The sequence below is a fragment of the Acinetobacter sp. YH12145 genome, from assembly GCF_013418335.1.
GTDB lineage: Bacteria > Pseudomonadota > Gammaproteobacteria > Pseudomonadales > Moraxellaceae > Acinetobacter > Acinetobacter amyesii.
In genome coordinates this window covers 101,858-128,395 of record NZ_VPCE01000001.1, presented here as the reverse complement: position 1 = coordinate 128,395, position 26,538 = coordinate 101,858, and the positions used below count along the sequence as shown (strand labels likewise).

Sequence of the window (26,538 nt, the reverse complement as noted above, 5' to 3'; positions counted from 1 at the left end):
CGCACACTCGGAACTCAAATCTCAACTGCACTCTCCAGACGAATTTCAGAATACAAAAAAGATCGCCTAAGCGATCTTTTCAAATATTCAGCCACCAAAGTGATTAGCTTTGTGTCGACTTTTTATAAATACTGCAAGAAGGATGATGATTTTCCTGTAAACGTGCCACTTTACGTTGTTCCGCAGCTTCGAAACGACAACGTTTCCAGTCATTATCTAGATTCAATGCTGGAATTTGTTTCGGTTTACCTTGATCATCAACAGCGACCATTGTGAAATAGCAACTATTGGTATGACGTACTGTACGTTTTTGAATGTTCTGCGCTTCAACACGAATACCAATTTCCATTGAAGTACGACCAACATGGTTCACACTTGCAAGGAAAGTCACCAACTCACCCACGTGAATTGGTTCTTTAAAATTCACTTTATCGACTGATAGTGTCACCACGTAGCTACCAGAATAGCGACTTGCACAAGCATACGCGACTTGGTCTAACAATTTTAGAATCGTTCCACCATGCACATTACCCGAAAAATTCGCCATGTCAGGAGTCATTAAAACTGACATCGATAATTCTGACTGGTCGTCTAGTGCATTCGCAATTTGATCTAATGGGGACATCTTGTTTCTCTAGACTCGTGATATAACAATGATTAATGTGATTATTATATAGATTTTAATCAAAATTAAATGTTCAAATCGGCAAAAAAACCATCATTATTATTTATAGTGATCACACCATCATTCAGTAAAATATATATCGATAACGATATACACCCGATAAACAAGTATTTATCACGCTATCTATCAGTTTTTTAATCAAAGCTATGCTGTGTTTTATATTTAAAACATATTCATTAAAACGCGTTGTTCATCGATTCAACATAGCACGGCATTAAACTTAATCTTCTAAGACTTTTAACATCTCGAAAGATACATTGTCATAGCTGGTTTTTTGCCCAAAATCATTGGTACTTTCTAGCGTGTAAGAATTATCTACATGTACATGAGTGACAATAAATACCCTCTCTTCCATCATCGCAAGCTTTACTTTTTGTCCTACATCAAGCGTTTTCATCTACAGCTACCTTTAAAATATTTATTGGTTTTAAGTATTAATAACCTGATGATATTCTAAACACTTCAACAGTATTGGTAAATGTAAGCACATGAATAAAAACGCTAATATAGGTATATACTCTTAAAATCTACGTAAAACCAATTAATATGATTTTTTTAATTAATTTCAAATAATTAACTGTATATTTTCGTATTATTAAGATTTTTATATTTGGCAAATCTTTTGATTAAGACCTAAAACCAATCAACATCCAAGATATTAATGATTACTAGATACTATTGAGCATGGGAAAAGCTGAGAGCAAAAATTAAAATGCTTTGCTGAAATAAAAATGCACCCTGAGAGGTGAACAGGATGCGTTTAAATTTGCGAATCGTATCAGCCTAGTCTTTGGCTGCCAAATAAGGAATATGATGTCCCTTGCTATATTGATGTTCAGCATAAACCCGAGAAATCTCTCCAAGTTTTTCCAAGGTTGCCTCTTCACCTGCAAGCATCGTCGCTTCACGCCCTTTCACATCAAATATATGTGCTTTTTCACGTAAATCAGGTTGAATCACAATGTCTGCTCGCTTGAGCTCTTCTTGAGCTAAACGATTTTGCATAATATTGATATTTTGGTTAAACAAGCCCCAAACATTCGACGTTTCTGTATGAATCGGTCGTGCCAAAATATCCACCGCAATAATAATATCTGCCCCTAAATCGCGTGCAACGTCCACAGGAACAGGACTGACCAAGCCACCATCGACATATTCTGTATCTTCAATAATCGTTGGAATAAACATACTCGGAATTGACACCGAAGCACGAACAGCCTGCCCCGTATTGCCATAATTGAACACGACTTTTTTGCCATCTTTTAACTCGGTTGCCACCACATACATTGGGGTTTTTAGCAACTCTAAAGGCACATCATCAACTTGCTCATTGATATAATCTTCAACTTTTTTACCGTCAAAAAAGCCTTTTTTGTCCAAACGTATTTCTCGAACATCATTGGCTTTCATATTTAAGGCGATATCTCTTAACTCATTGGCACTTTTACCTGAAGCATAGATTGAACCCACAATGCTACCCGCACTGGTTCCAACAATAAAATCTGGGTGTATTCCCTGCTGTTCAAGTATCTGAATGGCGCCAATGTGTGCATAACCACGTGCCCCACCACTCCCTAAAACCAAAGCAACAATCGGACGCTTTTCCTGCTTTTTCACTTTTTTAAAGTCAATGCGGTTATTCGCCACTTGAGCAGGTGCTGCTGTATAAGTTCGAATTTGTGATGTTGTTTCAGCGCTGACCTTTTTTGAGCCCACACTTTGACAACCTACAAGGCTGATTGCGAATGCAGTCATCAAAACAGTTATGCTTTTCATTGAGAGATATTCCAAATGCAACTCGAGATTTGAAGAGAAAAAGTAGTCTAATCAGTCCACATTCACGTCACTGTTATTATTCGTTAATGCCTCTGACCGATGCACATTATATTGACATACAACCTAGAAAGTCATTGGCTGTCAAAATTTCAGTGTCTAGCAGAATTTCCACATCAAGATCCAAAACATTGTCTAGCAAAAAAAGCCCCGATAACGGAGCTTTTTAAAGTTAATTTTTGCTTTACCAAATATCGGAATTAACGCGATCCTTATATTTTGGATGTTCATCCATTTTAAATACTGGCTCTTTTACACCCCGTTTTAACTGTGAGGTGTAGTCTTTCATCAGCATCAATAAGAATGGCGTCAGCAATAAAATCGCAAAGAGGTTAATACTCGCCATCACGCCCATGAAGAGATCCGCTAAGTTCCAAATCAGTGGCACACTCATGATTGAGCCAAAGTACACCATCATGAGGACGACTACGCGGAATATAAACATGACCTTAGGATTGTTATTGATAAACTGCACATTACCTTCAGCATAAGCATAGTTACCGATTACTGAAGAATAAGCGAATAAGAACAAGATTATGGCAAGGAAGTCATCTCCCCATGCGCCAATCTGGCTTTCAAGCGCCATTTGCGTCAAAGCAACACCCTCAAAGCCTGCATTTTCATACAAGCCAGATGCCAAAATAATGATCGCCGTACAGGTACACACCACAAATGTATCGACAAAGACACCGAGCATCTGAACCAGGCCTTGATTGACCGGGTGTTTAACATCTGATGCTGCCGCAGCATTCGGAGCAGAACCCATACCCGCTTCGTTTGAGAATAATCCACGCTTAATGCCTTGCATCATCGCCATAGAAACCATAGCACCGAAGAAACCACCAGCCGCAGCATCAAACTCAAATGCTTTGCTGAATATTAACTGGAAGATATCAGGCAAGATTGCAAAGTTAGCAAAAGCGATATAGAGCGCGACTGCCAAATAAAGTAATGCCATAAATGGAACAAAACGTTCTGCCACTTTTGCAATACGCTTAATACCACCAAAAATAATCAGCGCTGTTATAAAGACAAGGAATAACCCTACCCATGAAATTTCAAAACTAAAACTGCCCAAATTCAATACTAGATTGGCTTTATCCCAACCCCAAGCATGTGAAGTTGCACCCGTAATGGCATTGGCTTGTACTGCATTAAACACAAAGCCATAGGTTGAAATCAGGGCAATCGCAAAAACCACACCCAACCATTTTTGTTTTAAGCCTTGGGTAATGTAATAAGCTGGTCCACCGCGGAATTGCTGATTTTGCGTATCCCGTACTTTAAAAAGTTGAGCCAAAGAAGATTCAACAAATGCAGAACTCATCCCTAAAAATGCGGTAAACCACATCCAGAACACTGCACCAGGCCCACCAATAGCGATTGCAATTGCAACACCTGCGACATTACCCACACCGACACGACTTGCCAGTCCAGTTACAAAAGCCTGAAATGGTGTAATACCATGATCATCATCACCTTCCTTTCGGCTAGATTTCATCACTTTAATACTATGAAAAAATAGACGAATCTGAACTGCACCAGTGATTAAGGTATAAAAAATACCAACCGCCACTAAAAATACGACTAAGAAATCCCAAAGCGGATCATTAAAAACTTTGACCCAGCTCATCAGGGTTTCGTTTAATTGTTCATTCATATTCAACCCTAGTTTTAAATGGTCAAAAGTATAAAAGGCTCTTTTTTGAAGAGCCTTTCTAAATTAAGCAAAGAATTTAAGAATTAATTGAATAACTGTTGCGTTAATCAAATCAACAAAAAATGCGCCACATAAAGGAACGATTAGGAAAGCCTTATGAGATGGACCATACATATTGGTAATGGCTTGCATATTTGCAACTGCGGTAGGTGTTGCCCCCATACCAAAACCACAATGACCCGCCGCTAAAACCGCAGCATCATAATTTTTGCCCATTACACGGAAAGTGATAAACGCAGCATATAGTGCCATTGTTAATGTTTGGGCTCCCAAAATCACAACTAATGGTCCTGCAAGATCTGATAGCTGCCATAGTTTCAACGATAATAGTGCCATTGCTAAGTACAGTGATAATGAAGCATTACCAAATACATCAATTGCACGATCAAATATTTGTACGCGGAAAATACCTTCTAATACATTTCGTAAAATGACACCACCAGCTAAAGCCCATACAAATGTCGGTAATTCAAACATCGTACCTTTACTGAAAGCCGTCATAAAATCAGCAAATGCTAAACAGCCAGCAAATAAGCCCAAAGTCGTAATTGCATTATCTGCGGTAATTAAACGAACACGATGTGGATATTCAAAAGGTACATATTCTGTTGAATTAATATCAGCTAGTGGTGTGTTATCACTACGCTCAATTTGCTCATTTGTGCGCGGAGTTGCTAGGTGATAACGATTAATTAGCAACTTAGCTAATGGTCCACCAATAATACCACCAATGATTAAACCAAAAGTTGCACTTGCCATACCTAAAGCTAATGCACCTTGTATACCGTGTTCAACTTCAAGAATTTCACCCCATGCACCAGCTGTACCATGACCACCTGTCAACGTAATTGAACCTGCAATCAAACCAATCAGTGGATCAATACCCAATAAAGTGGCAAGACTGATACCAACGACATCCTGCACAACAATGAAAGAAGCAACGGCTACCAGAAAAATAACAAGACCAATTCCGCCTTCTTTCAATTTGGCAAAGTTTGCGCTTAAACCAATGGATGAGAAGAAAATCAGCATAAAACTGGTTTGTAATTCACTACTCGTAGTAATGCTATAACCCCAAATGCTATGTACAACCAATGAAATTATTGCAGCAACCAAACCACCAGCTACGGGCTCAGGAATATTGTAACGCCTCAAAAAACTGATTTTATTTACCAGAAAACGTCCTAATAAAAGAACGATCACCGCCGCAATTAAGGTATAAAATGCGTTAAAGCTAAATTCCATAATAATTTGTCCAAAATGGTTAGAATATTTATTAGTCCAATTAATAGAAATTAGTAGCGTTTATTAATTAAAATACAATTCCAATTTGTAAATTTAACCAATAAATCAGGCTACCAGCTATTCATTGCCAATCATAAATATTCATCATCTGATTCAAATATGTATGCCTGAGTTAAAAAAAGTGAAAACTCAATTCGACAAAACAAATCCATAAAAGCAGTTCATGCTTACTAAACCAACACTTACTACAATATTCACATCATAGATGAAATACATAAAATCAAATGCTGATTAGAAAAGTCGCACATTATGCGTGGAGAACAGAGAAATTTCATTAATTTTAATTACAAAAAGTTTTATTTGCTATAATTTAAAGTTATATCTGTTTGTTTTTACTAAAATGTATTCGCATTTTTTATCTATATAAAATATTAAAGATTTGAACATGATGCCCATGTAAGACGTGGTTAAACGACTGCTTTAACCAGTACGACATCAAGACTCAGGCGATTTAGTGATTCCATCTGCTTAGTGCTATGGGTTAATTTGCGTTGAAAAATCTCCTGTTTCAACAAAAAAAGCCTGAACTGAGTCAGGCTTTTTTGATTGATTAGATCAGTAGTTTGAGCTTAGAAGCTATATTTAGCCATTAAGCCAACGCGGTCATCGTTATAAGATTCACCCGCAAAGTTTTTGCGTTTACCGTTCACATATTCTAAGCCAAGTTCAACTGGTTTTACAGGTGCGTAAATAAAGTTAATCCAAGCTTGCTGTGCTTCTTCATTCGCATTTGAGTTAGATGCATCTTTCGCATACGCGCTGCCATCATCCGCAAATAGCGCACCGTAAGCTAAAGTCGAACGTAGTTTTTCATTAAACTTATAAGTTGCACCCACTTGTACAGCAGTGAATTTGTTTTGCTCGATGCTGCCATCTACAACAGAGTAAGCCGAGTTAGAACCATATAAATAGTTGCTGTTGCCTTCTGTATACGAAACATCACCATTCAATTTCAATTGATCAGTCACTGCATAAGATGCACCCGCTGCTACACCCCAAGCTGTTTCAGTATCATCCGCAGCTTTAGATTTGTAGTTTTCAACCAATGCACGAGCTGAAGCGCTACCTTTACCTGCGGCAAAACTTTGAGTCACTTTGGCAGTTAAGTTTGGAAGGCGATACGTCGGATCTGCAGCAACAGTCCCTTTACTATCCCCTTCTTCCGCAGAAACAAATAATTGAGTATCTGGAGCTAACTTGTAGTTATAACGAACTTGAGGAATACGTGTAGTACCACCACCCAAGTTTGTATTGAAATCAATCATTTCTGGTGCATGGTTAGACAAGAAGTTAGATGTCGTTTGACCAAATAACCAGTTGTTAAAGGTTAAGTAACCATGACGTAGACGAATAGTTTCGCCACTTCCATTGAAATCGACCTCGATTTTACCGCCCACTTTATCATCACCACCGACGGGTGCTGTAAAATCTAAACCAAAACGTGTGGTTTTTGCAGTTGCACGAAGTTTATCTCGTGCTTCTTCTTTAGACGTATGTACGTTGTTAAAGTCGTTATCCGCACCTTCAATAATGTAGTTCGCATCACCACGAACAAAACCGTAAAGACTTACATCTGCACCTGTTTTAGATTTTAAGCTTGCAGCTGGAGTAGCTGGTTGCGGTGGTGGTGCAACAGGACGCGCTTTAACTTGCTGAATCTCTGTTTGTTGCTGTTGTTGAACTTGCTGCTGCGCTTTAATCAAACTTTTCAGTTCTGCAACTTCTGCACGTAATTGTTCAATTTCAGAAGTATTGCTGCCTGCATGAGCCATTGATACCGTTGCCAAACTCATGGCAACAACAAGGGTTTTCATTGGGTGGAATACAGTTTGAGTTTTCATCCTAAGCTCTCTATTGTCCTGTCATTGTTGTATACCCTAAATCCGGGTGCTTTGTTATTCAGCTATTTGAGCGGACAAATTTCATGCTGCATATCCGTGCTTTAGTCGCATTAAAACCTTAACTTGTAGCCCCCAATAACGAAATACTTGAAAGCAAAAAGCACGAAACCTGAATCCATTACTGAAAATAGACTGAAATATTTAGTTAAAATTCGGACTTAGCCGATTCAGATGGCAAAAAATCTCAATATTCATACCTTAAAGGTAAAAACCCATACCCTGTAGGTATGCAATAAAAACAATAAAATCCGACATATTACCGATAGAGACATTCACAATGTATTTATCCAGCATAACGTAATGTATTTAATGCGAATAATACTTATTTAATAATTATTCTATTTCCTTAGATTAAGACAACAATGATGCGCAGTTTCATTAATTATTTTCAAGTGGATGATTTCTTAGATATACGTTTCGAGAAAATAGAAACTGACCTCACAATGGGAAAATAGCACAATCATTCATCGTTATGATGATGAACATTTATAATGAATGACACACATATTTCATCAAAAATATATGGACATTGATGACTGACGTTTAAGTCAAACCAGCTAAACGTCTTCACCCTCATTCAGTTCACCCCATGGCTGAAGCTCTTAAACTACGCATGGTGAACATTGCAACAACCACAAATAGAAGCATAATCAGGGCCATATTGATCAGCGCTGACCATACTAAAAAGTTCAAAAACACTCCAGCCAATAGACCACAGGCAAATTGCATACTTCCCATGATTGCACTGGCTGTGCCAGCTCGTGAGCCTTGTTCAGACATCGCCAAAGCCATCGCATTTGGCCCAGTGAAGCCAATTGATGCAACACATAAGAACATGCCCAACATTACAACAACGATAGATGAAAGATAAAATAGCCCCGCCGCCAATAAGATCAGCACACCACACAATTGAAGTGCATTACCCAATTGCAAACGATGGCGAACATCCAGTCGATTTGCAAGTTTCTTGTTGAAGGTCGAAAACACCATAATCCCTAAAGCATTCGCACCAAATACATAAGCAAATTGCTGTTGGCTCAGACCATAACCATCCATTAAAATGGCAGATGAGCCACTGATATAACAAAATAAAATTGCGCCAGAAAAACAGCCTGTGAGCATCGGTTTACGGAAGGTTTCGTCTTGCAAAATCGCACCATATAAACCTAAGACTTGTTTTAAACTTAAGTTTAAGCGCCGCTCAACAGGGAGGGTTTCTTGAAAGAAAAAATGTACGCAGAAAAGACAAAAAATACCGACAAGTACCAATACCGCAAATATGTATTGCCATTCAAACACCTGTAACACCCACGCGCCTAAAGTAGGTGCAATGATTGGTGCAATTGTTGTCACGATCATCATACTCGCAAAGGCTTGAGCAGAAGCTTGCATACTTAAGCGATCACGAATTGCAGCACGGGCAATCACCACACCGACACAGCCACCCAACGCTTGCAAAACACGAGCCGCGATCAAGCTCCATTCACTATTGGCAAAGACACACAGAAAACTGGCACAAATATATAAAACCAAACCGAAATATAGCGGTGTTTTACGCCCAATACGGTCGCTGACTGGCCCATAAATTAACTGCCCAATCGCCAAACCCAAGAAATACGCTGGAAGACTATTGGCCACTTGTTGCGTTGTGACACCAAAATCATCGGCCATTTGAGGTAAAGCCGGCAAATACATATCGATTGAAAGTGGCCCTAAAGCAGTCAGCAATGCCAACAAGACGATCCAGCGTTGAGAAAATTCCTTTTGTGATTCGACGCTTTTCATAAGAATAATTCATTTATCGCAAGCAAGTTTTGCAGACAAGTTTACACTGCACATAGTATTATTTCTTGGCTTCAATGTGAAAATTCACACGATACACATTGCTTACTGCCCCATCGCTTTAGCAAAGGAAAAATTTTGAACGCCTGGCTCGCACGACTGAAACAAGCAACCTATAACACGACCTTTATGTATAACTTGCGCATGGTCATTGCCTTCGCAGGAACAGCCTTTGTCCCATATTTTTTAGATCAGCAATTAATGACCATTCCCCTCACTTTGGGTGTGGTGGCCGCAGGTCTGAGTGATATCGATGACCGCTTTTCAGTCCGTGTGCTCAATCAAATTTATACCTATATCGGGTTCTTTGTTACTGCGGTATCCATTTATCTGTTGTTCCCGCATCCGATCTTATTTGCATTGGGCCTGATTGTGTCTTGTATCGGTTGGATTCTTTTGGGTTCATTGGGTCGTCGCTACGCCACCATTTCTTATGGCTGTTTGGTGATCTCCGTGTATTCCATGCTTGGGGTTGAACTTTTTGAAAATTGGTATACACAAGCAGGTTTATTGGTCATCGGTGCGATGTGGTACGGACTGCTTTCGACTTTGAGCTTTCTGCTGTTTCCTGTGCGTCAAGTTCAGGACAAATTGGCCCAAAGCTATTCGTCTCTAGGTGACTTCTTATTTGCAAAATCTAACTTGTTTGATGTCGATATGACACCAGAAAGTTATCAGCAAAGTTTGATTGAGCTATCGCTAGAAAATGGCAAATTAATTGGCATTTTCAACGATATGAAAACAGCCTTATTAACGCGTTTAAAAGGTGACCGTGGACAAAAAGATACGCGTCGTAGCCTGCAATATTATTTTGTCGCGCAAGACATTCATGAACGTGCCGATTCCGCGCATATTGATTATCAAAAATTGACCCGTATTTTTGAACATAGTGATATTTTATTTCGCTTTCAACGCGTGCTTTCGATTCAAGGTAAAGCTTGTAAAGATTTGAGTATCAGTATCTTACAGCGAAAACCTTATCATCATAATCAACGTTTTAAACATGCGTTCCACAATCTGAAATTGTCACTCGAAAAGCTGCGTGAAGAACAAAAATACGATGAAGTTTGGATCAACTCTTTATTTGCTTTATACCAAAACCTAAAAGGCATTGATGCGCAATTACGTAATGTCGAAACCGAGCGTTATATTGACCGACAAGCCCTGATTGAAAATCGTTTAAAAGATGATGATTTAAAAGGTTGGGACGACATCGTCATTCGATTCAAACAACATTTGAGCCCTGAATCGGTGCTGTTCCGTCATGCTGTGCGTTTATCGACTGTCTTATTTATTGGTTATATTTTTGTCCAAGTGACCAATATCAGTTATGGCTATTGGATTTTATTGACTGCCCTGTTTGTCAGCCAGCCAAACTTTAACGCCACCAAGCGCCGCCTCTATTTACGTATCATTGGCACCTTGGTCGGAATTATTTTAGGTTATGCGATTTTATATTTTGTTCCTTCTGTCGAAGGTCAGTTACTGCTACTCATTTTAAGTGGCGTGCTGTTTTTTGAATTACGCAGTAAGCAATATGCACAAGCCACTGCATTTATTACCATTTTGGCGCTGATCAACTTTAACTTAGATGGCATGGGTTTTGCCGCAGCTATGCCGCGTATGATTGATACACTGATTGGCTGTGCCTTGGCATGGTTTGGTGTGAGTTTCATTTTCCCAGACTGGAAGTTCCGTCGCCTACCTCGGACCATCAGTCGCTCTATTCAAGCGCAGTGTGATTATTTGGCCGAAGTGGTTGAACAATACAAATCTGGTCGTAATAACGGCTTGAATTATCGTGTGGTACGACGTGCAGCACATAATACCGATGCAGAAGTAGCATCACTGATTTCCACATTAGCCACCGAACCCGATACCGATCCGACTCAAAAAGCTTTAGCCTTTGAGTTTTTGTGTCTCAATCACACCTTTATTAGTTATATCGCGGCCTTAGGTGCGCATCGTGAAAAAATTCAAGACCAACAGGTCTTAACCTTATTGGATAAAGCTACAGATGACATTCAAGGTGCATTGCTGCGTGACGAAGTTCCAGACTTATCTGCGCAAAATATGTTGCAAGAAATCCGTCAGCGTTTGTCACAAAACAGTGAGGAAGATCAAAAATCCTTGATTGTGCTACAACAGCTTTCTTTGATGTTTAACGTGTTGAACCAATTTAGCCAATTGAAACAAAATCTCAGTCATGAGCATGATCAGGCATCGACTGAACTGGCTTCGCTATAATTTGGATGATTTTGGAACAATATACTCACTGAATTGGTATAAATAATGCTAAACTTTTTACAGTTTTAAATCTGTTACTTTCACTATGACCGCAAAAAATTTATATGCCTACACGCTAGAGCCAGTGGCTTATGAAATTTCTGAAGAAGAACAACGTTATGCTCAACTTGTTCTGTCTCGCAGTAACTTCAAAATTGGCAAAAAAGCATGGCTAATTATGGGTGCAATTCTTGCACTGGCACTCTTGGGCCTCATCTTTATTAAGAACTATTCAACAGTATTTTGCTGGGTAGCTATTGTCTGTGTCGTGATTTACTTCCTTGTGCGTAAATTCGGTATCGAATGGTATGCGAAACGCAAACTGAACGAAGTCCCTGTTCAAGAAATTAAAGGCATCCGTATGGGTGTTCAGCCGCATGGGATCTCTATGCAGCAACGTATGGGCGCAAACATGGGGACGATGACTGTCGGTTGGAAAGACATTCATGAATGGTATGACACCAAAGACTTCATCCTTTTGAACTTTAAAGTAAAGGGTCAAGACGGTGCATACATCTTGCCTAAACGTATGGATAGCAAGAAGTTTCCATTTTCGACCATTCGTAAACACTTAAATGAAACTGTAGGCCCAGCTAAAGCAATTTAAGCCAAACAGACATTTATGTATAAAAAACCTCCGCTTTTTGGAGGTTTTTTTATGTGTTTAATTTTTGAATAATTATTGATAATTACAATAATGAGAATGAATATTACTTACTTTTTCCACATTCTCTACTACATCATCGTTTATAATTTGTCGCAATTCAGCAACCTTTTATCAATATTAAATTCATCATGTTTAAGAAAGCCCTTTTCCAGATTCACTGGTTCTTGGGGATTAGTGCCGGCTTAATACTCTCGCTCATGGGGGTTACAGGTGCCATTTATTCCTATGAACAGCAAATACTTAAAGCAATCAATCAGGACAGTTATGTGGTTCAGGCTCAACAGCAGCCTAAACTAACCCCTGCTGAGCTTTATCAGCACTTTAGTCAGTCTGATCCTGACATGAAAATTAATAGCATCTCTATTGCCTCAGATGCTACCGCCTCAAGTACCGTGAATATTGTCAAAGAAGGTGCTCGTCGTGGCTATAACATGATGGTTAACCCCTATACAGCCGAAGTTTTACCTGAAATTAAAGGTCAAAAATTCTTCCAGTTTGTACAGCAGCTACACCGTAATTTAACTGTTGGCCCTGTTGGTAAACAAATTACCGGCGCATGTACACTGATGCTGATTTATTTTGTATTGAGTGGTTTGTATCTGCGCTGGCCCAAAAGACATTCTGTAAAACAATGGCTTGCAGTTAAACCAAAGCTCAAAGGACGTAATTTCCTGTGGGATCTACATGCTGTCGTCGGCACATGGGTGATTATTTTCTATCTCATTTTGGCATGTACAGGCCTGTACTGGTCTTATGACTGGTGGCGTAATGGCATGTTTAAAGTCATGGGCGTTGAACGTCCACAGCCCCAGTTACAAGAACGTCCAAAACCGAATGGGCAATCTGCTGAACAGGCGGGTGCAAAGCAAGGTGGTGAAAAACAAGCCACTGAGGCAAAACAAACTCATGGCGAACACCAAGCACGTTCTGAAAGAAACCCTGCAACGTCGAGTCCCTCTGAACACGGCGCTCAAGAAAATAAACATGGTGCTGAAGGTCGCGGAGAAAAACGTGGTCTAAAACCAGAACAAGTGAATATTGCCCTTACGCAAAGTTGGAACGGCTTTAATCAAAATATTGGTCGTGAATACTCAAGTGTTACTTTTAATATTCCGAAAAAAGCCAATGGTGAATTAGAAATTAACTTTGTGGATGCCGTCCCTCAACATGAACGTGCGCGCAACAAAGCGACTTATAACTACAAAACGGATGCTCTTACCGATATCGAGTTATACGAAGATAAAAAGCTAAATGAAAAAATCATGACCAGCATGTTGCCTGTACATCGCGGTAGTTTCTTCGGACCGATTTATCAGTTCTTTGTGGTTATTGCATCCCTCATGATGCCGCTGTTCTTTGTCACAGGATGGATGCTCTATCTCAAACGTCGTAAACAGAAAAAACTGACACAGCAAGCCCGTCAAAGCTTAGCACCAGTTACCATCGACTCAAATGCACAGCCTTGGTTAATTTGCTATGCATCACAAACAGGTCAGTCTGAACAATTGGCATGGCGTACAGCAACAAGCTTACAAGAGGCTCGTCAGCCTGTCACAGTGAAAGCTGTTCAGCAACTTTCAGCAGATGACTTAACGCAAGCCGCTCAGGTTTTATTTGTTGCAAGTACCTATGGCACTGGGGAAGCACCTGACCTTGCTTCAAGCTTTGAACGTAAACTGATGGCACAAGGCCTCGATTTGAGTCATGTTCAGTTTGCCGTATTAGCTTTAGGTTCTAAAGAATATCCTGATACTTTCTGTAGCTTTGGTCATGCGATTCATCGTTGGATGCAGAGTAATGCTGCGAAGCCCCTGTTTAACACGATTGAAGTCAATAATGGCGACACCCAAGCCATTCAAGCATGGAATAGCGCTTTAGCCAAAGCGACTAAACTTGAACTTCAGCACATGCAAATTGAAAAAACTTTTGATGCATGGACATTGACCAAACGTGATTTACTCAACCCGAACAGCTTAGGTGCACCTGCATTTAATATTGAGTTAAAACCGCAACATGAAGCCAATTGGCAAGCGGGTGATATTGCAGAGATTCAACCAGGTAATAGTGCTGAACGTATTGCAAACTTCATGCAAAAGTACCAAATTCAAAGTCAGCAAGTGGTTGATTCTACTCAGCAACGTATTGAAGATGCATTATGGGATCGCAACCTAAATACGGATGTTGAACCCTTTGCCAACCTTGATCATTTGCTTGAACAGCTTCCACCGCTTCCAACTCGTGAATACTCCATTGCCAGTATTCCAAGTCAGCAAGTATTACGCTTAGTGGTGCGTCAGCAATCCAATGCGGATGGTGAGCTTGGTTTAGGCTCTGGTTGGTTAACACAACATGCTGCGATCAATAGCACACTACAACTGCGTATTCGTACCAATGAATCATTCCATCTGATTGCAGATAATCGTCCTGTGATTTGTATTGGTAACGGTACAGGTATTGCTGGTTTACTCAGCCTGTTACATACACGAGTTCGTCAAGACTATACGCAAAACTGGCTGATTTTTGGTGAGCGCCAACGCGCACATGATTTCTTTTATCAAGACGTCATTGAAGCATGGCAAAACACCGGTTTAGTTCAACGCATAGACCTCACCTTCTCTCGTGATCAAACGGAGAAACGCTATGTGCATCATGAGCTACGTGATCAAGCGGCCTTATTAAAATCATGGGTAGAACAAGGTGCCGTGATTTACGTCTGCGGTAGTATCAATGGTATGGCAACGGACGTTGACCACGCATTGATTGATATACTAGGTGAAGATGTTGTTGCTGAACTGCGTCAAGCTGGGCGTTACCGTCGTGATGTTTACTAAGTAAGATGTTTTCCAATAAATAGTCCCAACTCAAAACCAGACCTCGTGTCTGGTTTTTTTCACGCTATACTTGGGCCAAATACGGATACTGCTTTAATTTTTTGCATGAAAAGAATACTACTGCTTTGTGTAGGCTTGCTGCTCTGCGTAGATGCCATTTGGTTACTTACATTAGATAAAATTCATTTAGGCATCCTTTTACCCTTAGTCATTGGGTGTATTTTTATTTTATCCGGACTATTTTCAACCCAAATCCACAATATTTTAGATCAATACCCTAAACTCAAAAGGCTCTGGCGTGCTACATGGTGGTTGTTTTGGCTTTGGCTATTGAGCCTTTTACTGTTTTTTGCGTATTTACACTTCAATAGCCAGCAATCCAAGCCATTTACTTCCGTCCAAGCCATCATCGTTTTGGGTAGTGGTATTGAAAATGGTCAACCCTCTCCGACATTAAAGGCGCGTCTCGATGCCGCAGCACCGTATGCCTTGCAACAACCCAATACTATTGTGATCATGACCGGTGGTTTAGGCTTTAATGAAAAAATAACCGAATCTTCTGTCATGAAGCGCTATTTACTTCAACACTATGACATTTCAGCGGCACGTGTATATGAAGAAAGCAAAAGTACCAGTACAGAGCTCAACCTGATCAACAGTAAAATGATTTTAAAACAACATCAGATTTCTCTTGATGCCCCCATTGCGATTGCCAGTAGTGATTTTCACCTCCCACGTGCAAAAGCAATTGCACGAAAGTTAGGCTATACACAAGTGTATACCATTGCAGCACCTACACCGCTTTACATCCGCTACAACTCTTGGTTACGTGAATATTTTGCCTTTTTGAGTGGTTTTGTACTCAATGAATATTAAAAAAGCCCTTGTTTGATCAGTAAACAAGGGCTTTTTATGCTGTAAATAAACCATTAATTTAAACGAATACTACGTGGCAAAGGAATTTTAAGGTTTTCAAATACTTCTGGGCGCTGTTGATAAACTTGATATAAATAATTTTTAATATCTAACAGCATCTTTTCAGGTGCAACCAAAATATTTTGTCCTTCTGGGGTTAAATCTAAAGATACTGTAGTGCTCTCGCTGCGTAAAAACGGAATGACTTTTTCGATAAAGTCTTTTAATGAAATTTCCTGAATTTCATAATTGGACCAATTGTCTTTAATTAATAAACGTGCCAAACCACGGTTTTGCCAAATGGCGAAGGAACGTTGACCTGTAGGTGTCGCACAAAGTGCCCAACCATCTTGATATAACGCAATCACGCCACCTTGAGCGACCATATTTTCAATAAATTGTTTATAGGTTTCTTGAGGATTGTAATTTGTAGTTTGAGTTTTAGACGCTGCCTTGCGCTGATATGGATTTCTCATAGATCACATACAATATTAAAATTATTATAGAGCGGATTCTATGTAAATCAGAAAATTTAGGCAAGCTTTTGGATAAAGAAGTTTCTATAGAAGAATATGGTGGGCGCTGACGGGATCGAACCGCCGACATTCTGCTTGTAAGGCAGACGCTCTACCAACTGAGCTAAGCGCCCTGAGCGAAGAGTAACAAAGCGAAGCCTTGTCTGAGCGCAAGAGAAAAATCAAAGATTTTTCTAAAGGCATTCTCTTGAACAGAGATTTTTAAGATAAATGGCGCAGCGGACGGGACTCGAACCCGCGACCCCCGGCGTGACAGGCCGGTATTCTAACCAACTGAACTACCGCTGCATCACGTAGTTTCTTTCGAAACACAACCTATATCTTAAAAGATATGGTGGGCGCTGACGGGATCGAACCGCCGACATTCTGCTTGTAAGGCAGACGCTCTACCAACTGAGCTAAGCGCCCTTAAAGGGTACAACAATTATATTCTTTGAAATGGCGCAGCGGACGGGACTCGAACCCGCGACCCCCGGCGTGACAGGCCGGTATTCTAACCAACTGAACTACCGCTGCATCGCAAAAAATATGGTGGGCGCTGACGGGATCGAACCGCCGACATTCTGCTTGTAAGGCAGACGCTCTACCAACTGAGCTAAGCGCCCTCAAAAGGTCTATCATGTAAATGGCGCAGCGGACGGGACTCGAACCCGCGACCCCCGGCGTGACAGGCCGGTATTCTAACCAACTGAACTACCGCTGCACTTACACAATGTCGCTATTGTGGTTCAAACGAATCAAGATTTAAAGTGGCGCAGCGGACGGGACTCGAACCCGCGACCCCCGGCGTGACAGGCCGGTATTCTAACCAACTGAACTACCGCTGCACTCTAAATATCTTAACGCTGAAAAGGTTTGGTGGGCGCTGACGGGATCGAACCGCCGACATTCTGCTTGTAAGGCAGACGCTCTACCAACTGAGCTAAGCGCCCTTTTCAAAACATGTTCATCGTTTGATGAGGTGCATTATAGAGAATCCTCACGGTCTGTCAAACGCTTTTCTAACTCTTTTCCACTTTTTCTGTTTGAGTGATTAAAAAATAAGTTATATTGCGGAAAAATCAGTATTTTTGAACATTTTTTAGCTATAAACCTGTAAATTTATTACTAAAAATATGACTTATATTCTGCATCATTCACATAAAAAACAGTTTTTCGCGTGGACTCATAACTAATCATTCAGCGAACCGACGATTAATTCATCACATACACTACATTCTAAAACACCACAGTGTACAAAATACATTCAAACACGATTTTCTGTTAGTTTGCGTGTATTACTTCTGACAAAAAACGCCTTTCAAACTCACTTTAATTCTTCAAACCATGGTTTGATGTCATGAATTTCGGCTTTCATGGCTTGTGCTTTTAACGACGTGTTCAATGTTCAGTGATGTAAACCAAAGCATTTAATGGAATCAATTGATAAAGTTCTACAACATCGCTGTTTCGCATGCGAATACAACCATGTGACATCGGTATGCCCATAGGCTCGCGATCTGGTGTGCCATGGATATAAATATAACGTTGATAAGTATCACAGCCCTCACCTGCATTAAAGCCGGGTTCTAAACCACTGAGCCATAATATTCGAGATAAAATCCAATCCCGATCAGGGTGTGATGCAGCAAGTTGCTCGTCGTAAACCTCTCCGGTCCACTGACGTGCTTTAAAAACTGCATTTTGAGGTTGTTGTCCACCAAACTTTTCAGCCACTTGATGCCAGCCTCGTGGCGTCTTGCCACTATTTTCCTGCTCACCAATGCCATTTTTACCCGATGAAATGAGGTAAAACTTATTCAGTTTCGGCAAAGTTAAAGTTTGATCTTTCAAGTTAATCAGGATATCTGCTTGATCTTGGGTATATTCAGACATGCTCTTGCTCTTTCTGCTTATCTTTATCTTGTGGTTTAGTCTGCGGCGAATGTTCAATAGTCCGCATCTGATTTGGCTCTGGTCGTGTCCATAACCAAATGCCAACAATCAACATGGTTAAGTCAGTGAAAATCTTGACGGCAATCGGTGCTGATGTAAAAAGCATAATCAGACCACTCACAAACATCATGATCGATGCAAACCATTTTGCTTTGCGTGGGACTGTGCCATTTTCGCGCCAAGCGCGTAAGGTTGGCCCATATTTAGGATGATTCAACAACCAAGCATCCATTTGAGGCCAACCTTTTGAAGCCGCCCATGCCGCTAATATTAAGAAGACTGTCGTGGGCATTCCCGGCAATAAAGCCCCTATAAAGCCTAAAATGACAAAGACAACCACTAAGCTTCGCCAAAACAACGTCTTCATACCGCTACCCTGAACTTTCAATTCAGGTAGTATAAGATGTTTTTAACAATTATCCGTTGTTATTCTGCATTATTCAAAAGGTTTCAATATGGCTGTAGCCCCGACAACATCGTCTTATTTTGAGCCATGGTTGCAATTTAAACAGCCCTTAGTTCGCCAATTAGCTTTCTGTATTGCTAGCCCAAATATTCTGCAGCAAATTCCCAATGAACTCGAAATCCGCTATCCCTTTCATTTTCATCCAAACGAGCTTTGGCAAAAACATTTTGAAGCCTACCTTCCCCGTTTAAAACAACTCGAACAACACCCAAGTTCATTAGTAGAATTTTTACAAAAATTAAAAAGTACTCGCCTTGGTTTACGTTTCGAAATGTTTATATGGTTTTGGCTTCTCGATCACCCATACCATCCCTACCAGTTACTCGGACATAGCATTCAAAAAATTGACGGCCCTCGTACAGTAGGTGAACTCGACTTTGTTTTAAAAAATACTGAAAGTGGTGAAGTTGAACATTGGGAAGTGGCTTTAAAATACTATCTAGCAGAGCGCGATTTTCAATTACCCTATTGGTATGGCTTAAATCGTAGTGATACTTTGGCTCGAAAGCTTAATCATTTTACCCAAAAACAATTCCAATTTGATGAAGCATTTGGGCAGCAGATTCAACAGCGCTATTGCGTTTTAAAGGGCCAATTATATTTACCTATTCAGCGTACCAACGCATTGCCAAACTGGGTCAATCCTGCGCGTAGAATAGGTCAATGGGGACATGTCATTCCCTCAAAAAGTCAAGGTTACTATCGCCTACAACGACATGAATGGATCTGCGTGCAGCAGCAACCGACGAGTGCAACCGCACATTGGTGGACAGATGGTTTATATAAAAAAGACAGTGATGAAAGCTATTATATGTATAGACAGCCACGCTTGGTTTTGCCGCAAACAATTTAAGACTCAATGCACCATTTAGTAGAAATTTACATTTATTTACTCAACCACCGTAAAAACCACCTACTGTTTGATACGGCTATTTTTTAATCTAAATCTCACAACAGAATAATTTAGTCCTCTAAAAATTATTCTTTCATAATGGAGATTACATTCAATGAAAAAAATTTTAGCTGCATCACTTATGGTTGCTTTCGTACTGACAGGTTGTAATACAGTAAAAGGTGTTGGTAAAGACGTATCTAAAGCTGGAGATGCTGTAACCAATACTGCTGAGAAAACTTCGGAAGAAATTCGCCGCAATTAATTTCTTTCCCAAGAATTTATAAAAGAGCCCTATTTTTTAAATAGGGTTTTTTTACGTCTAAATTTCCCTTCGCTTGTCGATTCGCCTATTATATTGCGACATTTTTGACTTCTGTATTTAGCATGACCTCAACAGCAACTCTTGATCTCAGCCTAGAACTACTTCGCCAACCGTCGGTGACACCGATTGACCATACCTGCCAGAACATTATGGCGGAACGTTTAGCCAAGATTGGCTTTAACATTGAAAATATGCGTTTTGATGATGTAGATAATCTTTGGGCACGTAAAGGGACTGAAGCACCAGTATTTTGTTTTGCAGGTCATACTGATGTAGTACCTACGGGTAACTTGGATGCATGGGGTTCTGACCCATTTCTTCCTGAAATTCGCGACGGTAAACTGTATGGTCGTGGCAGTGCAGATATGAAAACCGCGTTGGCAGCTATGGTTGTCGCTTCAGAACGTTTTGTTGCGAAGCATCCAAATCATAAAGGTTCGATTGCCTTTCTCATTACCTCTGACGAAGAAGGCCCTTCGATCAACGGGACCGTCAAAGTTGTTGAAACGTTAGAAGCGCGTAATGAAAAAATGACGTGGTGTTTGGTGGGTGAACCTTCTAGTACTAAAACACTTGGCGATATTGTTAAAAATGGTCGTCGTGGTTCGCTAAATGCCAATTTAACGGTTAAAGGTAAACAAGGGCACGTTGCTTACCCACATCTAGCAATAAACCCAATCCATACTGCGTCAAAAGCACTGGCTGAACTTTGCGATACCGTGTGGGACAATGGTAACGAATACTTCCCTGCAACGTCGTTCCAAATTTCCAATATCAATGCCGGTACAGGTGCAACCAACGTTGTTCCGGGCACGATGAATCTACTGTTTAACTTCCGTTATTCAACTGAAGTAACGGCAGATGAACTCAAAGCACGTACCTTAGAAATTCTAGATCGTCATGGCGTTGAATATGACATCTCTTGGACGTTATCTGGTTTGCCATTCCTAACCCCTGTAGGTGAGTTAGTGAATGCCGCACGTGATGCCATTCGAGAAGTTACTGGGACTGAAACTGAACTTTCGACCAGTGGTGGTACTTCTGATGGTCGATTCATTGCGCCTACAGGTGCGCAGGTGCTTGAACTGGGTGTTTTAAATGCCACGATTCACCAAATCAATGAACATGTCAATGTGGAAGAATTGGAGCCACTTTCTGAAATTTACGAAAAGATTTTAGAAAACCTGTTGGCTTAAATATTCCCTGCATAGTCAAAAAAAAGGAACTCCATTGAGTTCCTTTTTTTATATCGCGTTTTGCAAATACTAAGCTGCTTGAAGCCCAATACTGTTTTGAATATTAGCTAAATTTGGAATATGAAATACCTGATCGGCCATGCGTACATATTGGAAAATATTGGCGTCTTTCACAGCTTTTTCTTCATCAACCACTTCAGAAATACGCAGACGAATGGTTTTCGGCATTTCATTACACATCAGTGCAAAACGCTGCCCAACATCATCGCCTTCAATCACCAAAGCCACGCCCTGATTTTTTGCAGGATCATTGACCGAGAAAACAGGCAATTTCAATTCATGCCATTCAACAAAAGGAACCTTGGTTGCACTATCGAGCGCTGATAGCACAATATTTTGTGGCAACAACATTGGCTCTTTACCATGACAATCAATGATATATGCATCGATAAACCCGGTAGATACCGTAATGAGATGTTGCAGTTCCTGCTGATCAATTTTATCACTGACAACCTGAGAAACAGTATTTTGGCTCATAGATTACCCCTGCTTTTCTGCAATTAAAGCTTCAATATTGGCAAGCAATTCAGCTTCTTGGAACGGTTTACCCATATAGTGAGTCACACCTAAGCTAAATGCACGCTCACGATGTTTTTCACCTGTACGCGATGTAATCATAATGATTGGCAAGTCACGGTGAATGTCGTGGTGACGGACTAAGTTAGTCACTTCGAAACCATCCATACGTGGCATTTCAATATCGAGTAGCATCAAGTCTGGACGGACATTTTCAAGCTGCTCAATTGCATCCACACCATCTTTCGCTGTCACAATGTCATAACCTTGACGTTCAAGTAAGCGTGAAGTCACTTTACGTACAGTTACCGAGTCATCGACAATCATCACTAAACGACGCGCATTGGCTTGACGTCCCAAATCACGCTGTTCAGCTGAATGTTTAACACGCTGCGTAGTTTGAATTTGACGTGCAATATTTTGCCCATCCAAAATCAAACATACATGACCATCACCTAGAATCGTGGCACCTGCAATCGCGGCTACACTGGTAAATTGTTGACCAATTGGTTTCACCACGATTTGAGAACGTGAACCCACCAGCTGATCGACCAATAAAGCAATGGTTTGACCACTGTTGCCTTTAATTAGTAGTACAGGCAATGAATGGCCGACATTATTTAAACGTGGAATTGGCTGATTACCCACAAACTCTGATAGATAACGTAATTTGTAATTGGTGTTGTCAATTTTAAACACGTCATCATTACTATTGAAATAAGTTTCGAGTGCCGTAGGTGCAATACGGACAATACGTTCAATTTGCGCTAATGAAATCGCATATTGCTGATCGCCCGCTTTCACCATCAAGGCATCGCTGACCGCTACTGTCGTTGGTACACGAATGGTAAAGGTCGTCCCTTTACCTAACTCAGACTCAACGGAAACATGACCACCCAAGGCTTTAATTTCACTTTGCACCACATCCAGACCAACACCACGACCCGAAATTTGCGTTACCGCTTGTGCCGTTGAGAAACCTGGATGGAAGATCAATTGCAAGATTTCTTGTTTATCGAGGAACTGATCCGCTTTGATTAAACCAAGTTTTAAGGCTTTGTCTTTAATTTTGGTTTCATCAATCCCTTTACCATCATCACTGAAAGACACCAGTACATCAGTACCCTGACGACTAATGTTCAAGACGATGCTACCCACTTCTGGCTTTTTCAAAGCCAAACGGTCAGCAGTATCTTCTAAACCATGGTCGACCGCATTACGCAGCATATGTTCAAATGGTGTCACCAAACGCTCTAAGATCGTACGGTCCAATTCACCTTCTGTATTTTGAACAATCAATTCTGCAGGACGGTTCAAGGTCGAAGAAGTTTGACGCACAATACGTTGTAAACGTGGTAACAAACGATCAAATGGCACCAAACGGGTACGCATCAGACTTTCTTGAATTTCTGACTGAATACGTGATTGCTGTAATAACAAACCTTCCGCATCACGGATTTTTTCTGCCAAAGTACTCTTGAAGTCAACCAAATCCGACGCAGATTCGGCTAGAGATTTTGACAATTGGTTAATCGATGAATATTGGTCCATCTCCAATGGGTCGAAATCCGCATAGCGTGAATTTTCAGAACCATGTTTGGCAATAATTTGTGACTCAAGCTCACCATCCATTCGACGTAACTGGTCAGCAAGTCGCTTAATTGCTAACTCCATTTCATTCAAGGTATTGCCTAGCTGACCTAAGTCCATCTCAATACGTGAACGGTTAATCGAGTTTTCGCCTGATAAGTCAATCATCTTCTCGACGAGATCAGCCGAAATACGAATCATCTCATTACTGTTATCAGAAGAATTGGCTTCAGACCATTCACCCAACATAGATGGAGGTTCAACACCATCACCTTGAATAAATTCAAAGCCTTTACTGACAATACCTTGTTCTAATTCTGCAACACGGTTTGGCAATTGAACCGTAACATCCACATACTGAATGGATTCTAAGCTCAATTTGATGCTGTCAAAATTACTATAGTCATGGTTGAAGATTGCTTCTTTTAACCATGCCAACGTCGTTTTGAGTAAGCCGTCATATGCATTTGAGTTGAAATGATGAACCGCAAAATGCTCAAACGTCGTCTCAAGTTGATACGCAATTGCGGCAACAGGTTCATTTTCAACCATACGCGCACCACCCTTAATACTGTGGGCAGCACGTTGTAATTGAAGCAATACGTTACGGTCACTACGTTGTTCAGTCCATTGATTTAATAATTGAACGGCTTGTTCAAGAATTTCCTCAGACTCTTCAAGGAAGGTTTCTTCCATGACAGAACGTAGATCGTCATCTGGATGCTCAACATGTTCAGCAACCGCATGTTCAAGATGTTCAACAGCAGACTCAGTGTGAGCAGTCGTTTGAGCTTCAATCACTGCTTCTGCAGTGTCTTCAGCAGCATCCATCGGCTCTGACACCGACACATCTGGCTCTACTGTAGCTTGTAGAGTTTCAGCTGAAATAGGAGCCGAAGCCAATGCAACAGGTTCTGAACGCTCTCCTGCCACAATTGACTGAATATTCCTTAGAATATCGATCACATTATTCGCAGGGTAGTCGATCCCTTGGTCACGAATGGTTTGAATACGATCTGAAATATCATCTTGCACCAAACGAATAATTTGAATTAACGCAGGAGTATTCGAAATTTGCTGACGAATAATGCGCTCATAAATTGATTCCAATTCATGCGAAATCAAACCCACATGAGACGCGGCAATCATATTTGCACCACCTTTTAAGGTATGCAAATAGCGCATTAAATTATTCAAAGCTGAAGTATTGGTTTGATCGCGCGTCCAAGTACTGAGGTCTTGGTCAATCCCCACCAATAATTCTTCAGCCTCTTCAATAAAGATCCCCAAAAGATCTTCATCAAAGTCATTATTCGCATCCGCCGCTTGCATCTGTTGATGATCAAGTTGAATACGCTGACTTAATTGAGCAAAGTCTACTGCTGTTGTATTTGGAACAGCGGCTTTATCTTCTACTGTGGCAACAGGTTCAGCAACTACATGGGCTTCTGGTGTTGTCGTCGCTGCAACTGCTTCAATGTCTTGTTGAACAAATGCAGTCAGCTCATTTAAGAAACGTTGAACCTCTTCACTTAACACTACACGCTGACCCGCAGCTAAGGTGTCAAATAAGTGAATAAACTCTTGATGTGCTTGCGCAAATAACTCATAGCCATAATCAGCATGGAGTAATTCAGGCTTTTCAACTAAAGACTGATACGCTGCACGCAATTGAGTTGTAAAATCATGGATTCCAACAGACGCACGATTATCCGTATGTTCAATCAACTCTAAAGCTTGCTGACTGAGCTGTTGAATATAGTCTGGGAATTCAGCAAGGGCACGTTTATCAAACTCAAATTCAGCATCTAATAACTGATCAATATTTAATTCGATTAGTTTAGAAACCAAACCTTGCGGATTATCTTCAGGCGCCAATTGATCTTGGCTAGCAAAACCATAATCATCCCAAGCAGCTTTGAAGGTTTCATAAATAGATGCAAGATTTGCCTTATCCCCTGAACGCAGCACGTGCAAATAATCACGAACAAATTCAGCATATTGAATCAATAAAGCAGTTTCTTTCGAGCTCGATACGATTTCGTCTTGTAATAAGGTTTTGAATAAGTTTTCAACTTTTGAACTGGCTTCAAAAATCTCTTCGATTTGCGCCATCGACGAACTACCACGCAAGGTGTGTAGCGCGCGAATCAAACCATTATAATCTTGTGATTTACTGTCATCAGATTGGAGGAACTGATCAATCGTTTGTAGATGTTCTTCAGCTTCTTCAATAAAAATGCTCACTGTCTCTTCGACCAGTGATGCATCTGCATCCACTTGTTCAGGAGCAGGTTCTGATTCAACAACCTCATTAATCGTGTTTTCAAGCACTTCTACAGGTGCTGTAGCTTCAACATCAGTCAGTTCTAAACCAGTGACACCATCTTCAGATTTTAATTGATCTGCCAGTTTTAATAATTCTTCGAGTGCAGGCTCAAGGCTAATATTTTGTTGTAATTGTTGCCCCATTAAAACCAATGGACGTAAGTCAACATCCAATTCGGCAACATTTTTAAACCGTGGATAGAGCTTATATTGATAAACATTTAAAACTGTTTGTGCAAACTTTTGAACGGTCGGCGTTAACTGTACTGAACCCGCAATGACACGGTTCAGCGTATCTTCAACTGCCCATGCAGTTTCACCCGCCGATTTTGCCCCGACCATACGACCTGAACCTTTCAGGGTATGGAAATGACGACGAATCGTCGTTAAAGTGTCTTTATCTTGTGGATTTTCCAACCAAGTTGTAAATAAACCCGCCAGTTCTTCAAAGATTTCTTCTATTTCTTCAACAAAAATCTCTAAAATTTCTGCATCTTGATCAAGATAACTATCTTCAGGAAGCGTAGTTGTTTCAACTAAATTTTTTAATATTTCTTTCATAGCTAAGGCTTCTTATGTTTTGCCACCAAGAAGGTTGCTCAAACTTAATTGTAACCATCACCTAAGACTTAACTGTGACGTTAAGTTCACCTTATCGATGTGTTATCTGTAATCGGTGCAGTACCCTAGCCGCAGCTAAGGTACTACA

Annotated in this window: 19 protein-coding genes and 8 tRNA genes; 7 read left to right on the top strand and 20 right to left on the bottom strand. The window is 40.5% G+C overall.

Annotation, left to right across the window (positions count from 1 at the left end; all coding sequences use genetic code 11):
* Positions 1-103: 103 nt before the first annotated feature.
* The 7 genes from FTU80_RS00600 to FTU80_RS00570 all read right to left on the bottom strand — a co-directional run bounded on the left by FTU80_RS00600 (position 104) and on the right by FTU80_RS00570 (position 9,229).
* Positions 104-625 (bottom strand): acyl-CoA thioesterase, encoded by a 522-nt coding sequence (locus FTU80_RS00600; RefSeq protein ID WP_078192241.1) that lies wholly within the window; start codon positions 623-625, stop codon positions 104-106.
* A 280-nt stretch (positions 626-905) separates the two neighbouring features.
* On the bottom strand, positions 906-1,082 hold the full coding sequence (locus tag FTU80_RS00595) for a hypothetical protein (RefSeq protein WP_171319286.1): 177 nt from the start codon (positions 1,080-1,082) through the stop codon (positions 906-908).
* 386 nt (positions 1,083-1,468) lie between these two features.
* On the bottom strand, positions 1,469-2,461 hold the full coding sequence (locus FTU80_RS00590; RefSeq protein WP_180009823.1) for a patatin-like phospholipase family protein: 993 nt from the start codon (positions 2,459-2,461) through the stop codon (positions 1,469-1,471).
* 241 nt (positions 2,462-2,702) lie between these two features.
* A complete protein-coding gene (locus FTU80_RS00585; RefSeq protein WP_180083654.1) occupies positions 2,703-4,178 on the bottom strand; it encodes a sodium:alanine symporter family protein in 1,476 nt (491 codons plus the stop codon).
* 63 nt (positions 4,179-4,241) lie between these two features.
* Positions 4,242-5,483, bottom strand: a complete 1,242-nt coding sequence (gene gltS, locus FTU80_RS00580) for a sodium/glutamate symporter (RefSeq protein WP_180083651.1) — start codon at positions 5,481-5,483, stop codon at positions 4,242-4,244.
* A 629-nt stretch (positions 5,484-6,112) separates the two neighbouring features.
* Positions 6,113-7,384 (bottom strand): DcaP family trimeric outer membrane transporter, encoded by a 1,272-nt coding sequence (locus FTU80_RS00575; protein ID WP_180083648.1) that lies wholly within the window; start codon positions 7,382-7,384, stop codon positions 6,113-6,115.
* A gap of 642 nt (positions 7,385-8,026) precedes the next feature.
* Positions 8,027-9,229, bottom strand: coding sequence for a multidrug effflux MFS transporter (locus FTU80_RS00570; protein WP_180083646.1), 1,203 nt, complete (start codon positions 9,227-9,229; stop codon positions 8,027-8,029).
* Positions 9,230-9,364: 135 nt separating this feature from the next.
* On the opposite strand from FTU80_RS00570, the gene yccS reads away from it, so the two are divergent.
* The 4 genes from yccS to FTU80_RS00550 all read left to right on the top strand — a co-directional run bounded on the left by yccS (position 9,365) and on the right by FTU80_RS00550 (position 15,946).
* A complete protein-coding gene (gene yccS / locus FTU80_RS00565) occupies positions 9,365-11,533 on the top strand; it encodes a YccS family putative transporter (RefSeq protein WP_180023177.1) in 2,169 nt (722 codons plus the stop codon).
* 85 nt (positions 11,534-11,618) lie between these two features.
* Complete coding sequence (locus FTU80_RS00560) at positions 11,619-12,179, top strand: YcxB family protein (RefSeq protein ID WP_078191438.1); 561 nt, start codon at positions 11,619-11,621, stop codon at positions 12,177-12,179.
* A 188-nt stretch (positions 12,180-12,367) separates the two neighbouring features.
* Complete coding sequence (locus tag FTU80_RS00555; RefSeq protein ID WP_180083643.1) at positions 12,368-15,070, top strand: sulfite reductase flavoprotein subunit alpha; 2,703 nt, start codon at positions 12,368-12,370, stop codon at positions 15,068-15,070.
* A gap of 105 nt (positions 15,071-15,175) precedes the next feature.
* On the top strand, positions 15,176-15,946 hold the full coding sequence (locus tag FTU80_RS00550; RefSeq protein WP_180083640.1) for a YdcF family protein: 771 nt from the start codon (positions 15,176-15,178) through the stop codon (positions 15,944-15,946).
* Positions 15,947-15,999: 53 nt separating this feature from the next.
* On the opposite strand, the gene FTU80_RS00545 is transcribed toward FTU80_RS00550, so the two are convergent.
* The 11 genes from FTU80_RS00545 to FTU80_RS00495 all read right to left on the bottom strand — a co-directional run bounded on the left by FTU80_RS00545 (position 16,000) and on the right by FTU80_RS00495 (position 18,823).
* Positions 16,000-16,461 carry a DUF2750 domain-containing protein gene (locus FTU80_RS00545; RefSeq protein WP_180007534.1) on the bottom strand — a complete coding sequence of 154 codons (462 nt, stop codon included), beginning with the start codon at positions 16,459-16,461 and terminating at the stop codon, positions 16,000-16,002.
* Positions 16,462-16,558: 97 nt separating this feature from the next.
* Positions 16,559-16,634: transfer RNA gene (locus FTU80_RS00540), tRNA-Val, on the bottom strand.
* Positions 16,635-16,732: 98 nt separating this feature from the next.
* Positions 16,733-16,809, bottom strand: a tRNA-Asp gene (locus FTU80_RS00535).
* A gap of 44 nt (positions 16,810-16,853) precedes the next feature.
* Positions 16,854-16,929, bottom strand: a tRNA-Val gene (locus tag FTU80_RS00530).
* Between the two features lie 31 nt (positions 16,930-16,960).
* Positions 16,961-17,037: transfer RNA gene (locus FTU80_RS00525), tRNA-Asp, on the bottom strand.
* Between the two features lie 13 nt (positions 17,038-17,050).
* Positions 17,051-17,126 (bottom strand) — tRNA-Val (locus tag FTU80_RS00520).
* A gap of 21 nt (positions 17,127-17,147) precedes the next feature.
* Positions 17,148-17,224, bottom strand: a tRNA-Asp gene (locus FTU80_RS00515).
* 47 nt (positions 17,225-17,271) lie between these two features.
* Positions 17,272-17,348: transfer RNA gene (locus tag FTU80_RS00510), tRNA-Asp, on the bottom strand.
* Positions 17,349-17,377: 29 nt separating this feature from the next.
* Positions 17,378-17,453, bottom strand: a tRNA-Val gene (locus FTU80_RS00505).
* 448 nt (positions 17,454-17,901) lie between these two features.
* Positions 17,902-18,396, bottom strand: coding sequence for a cell wall-recycling L,D-carboxypeptidase ElsL (elsL, locus tag FTU80_RS00500; RefSeq protein WP_078192250.1), 495 nt, complete (start codon positions 18,394-18,396; stop codon positions 17,902-17,904).
* Positions 18,389-18,823, bottom strand: a complete 435-nt coding sequence (locus tag FTU80_RS00495) for a YbaN family protein (protein WP_180083637.1) — start codon at positions 18,821-18,823, stop codon at positions 18,389-18,391. Before FTU80_RS00495 ends, elsL begins: the two co-directional genes overlap by 8 nt.
* Positions 18,824-18,911: 88 nt before the next feature.
* Between FTU80_RS00495 and FTU80_RS00490 the strand changes: the two genes are divergently transcribed.
* From FTU80_RS00490 to dapE, 3 genes are all read left to right on the top strand, one after another.
* Complete coding sequence (locus tag FTU80_RS00490; protein ID WP_180083633.1) at positions 18,912-19,775, top strand: DUF1853 family protein; 864 nt, start codon at positions 18,912-18,914, stop codon at positions 19,773-19,775.
* Between the two features lie 154 nt (positions 19,776-19,929).
* Positions 19,930-20,079 (top strand): entericidin A/B family lipoprotein, encoded by a 150-nt coding sequence (locus tag FTU80_RS00485; protein WP_078191053.1) that lies wholly within the window; start codon positions 19,930-19,932, stop codon positions 20,077-20,079.
* 122 nt (positions 20,080-20,201) lie between these two features.
* Positions 20,202-21,335, top strand: coding sequence for a succinyl-diaminopimelate desuccinylase (gene dapE, locus FTU80_RS00480; protein ID WP_180083630.1), 1,134 nt, complete (start codon positions 20,202-20,204; stop codon positions 21,333-21,335).
* A 69-nt stretch (positions 21,336-21,404) separates the two neighbouring features.
* Here dapE and FTU80_RS00475 read toward each other — a convergent pair whose 3' ends face one another.
* Both FTU80_RS00475 and FTU80_RS00470 read right to left on the bottom strand, forming a co-directional pair.
* Positions 21,405-21,872, bottom strand: coding sequence for a hypothetical protein (locus FTU80_RS00475; protein WP_078191055.1), 468 nt, complete (start codon positions 21,870-21,872; stop codon positions 21,405-21,407).
* Positions 21,873-21,875: 3 nt separating this feature from the next.
* Positions 21,876-26,390 carry an Hpt domain-containing protein gene (locus FTU80_RS00470; RefSeq protein ID WP_180083627.1) on the bottom strand — a complete coding sequence of 1,505 codons (4,515 nt, stop codon included), beginning with the start codon at positions 26,388-26,390 and terminating at the stop codon, positions 21,876-21,878.
* Positions 26,391-26,538 lie beyond the last annotated feature (148 nt).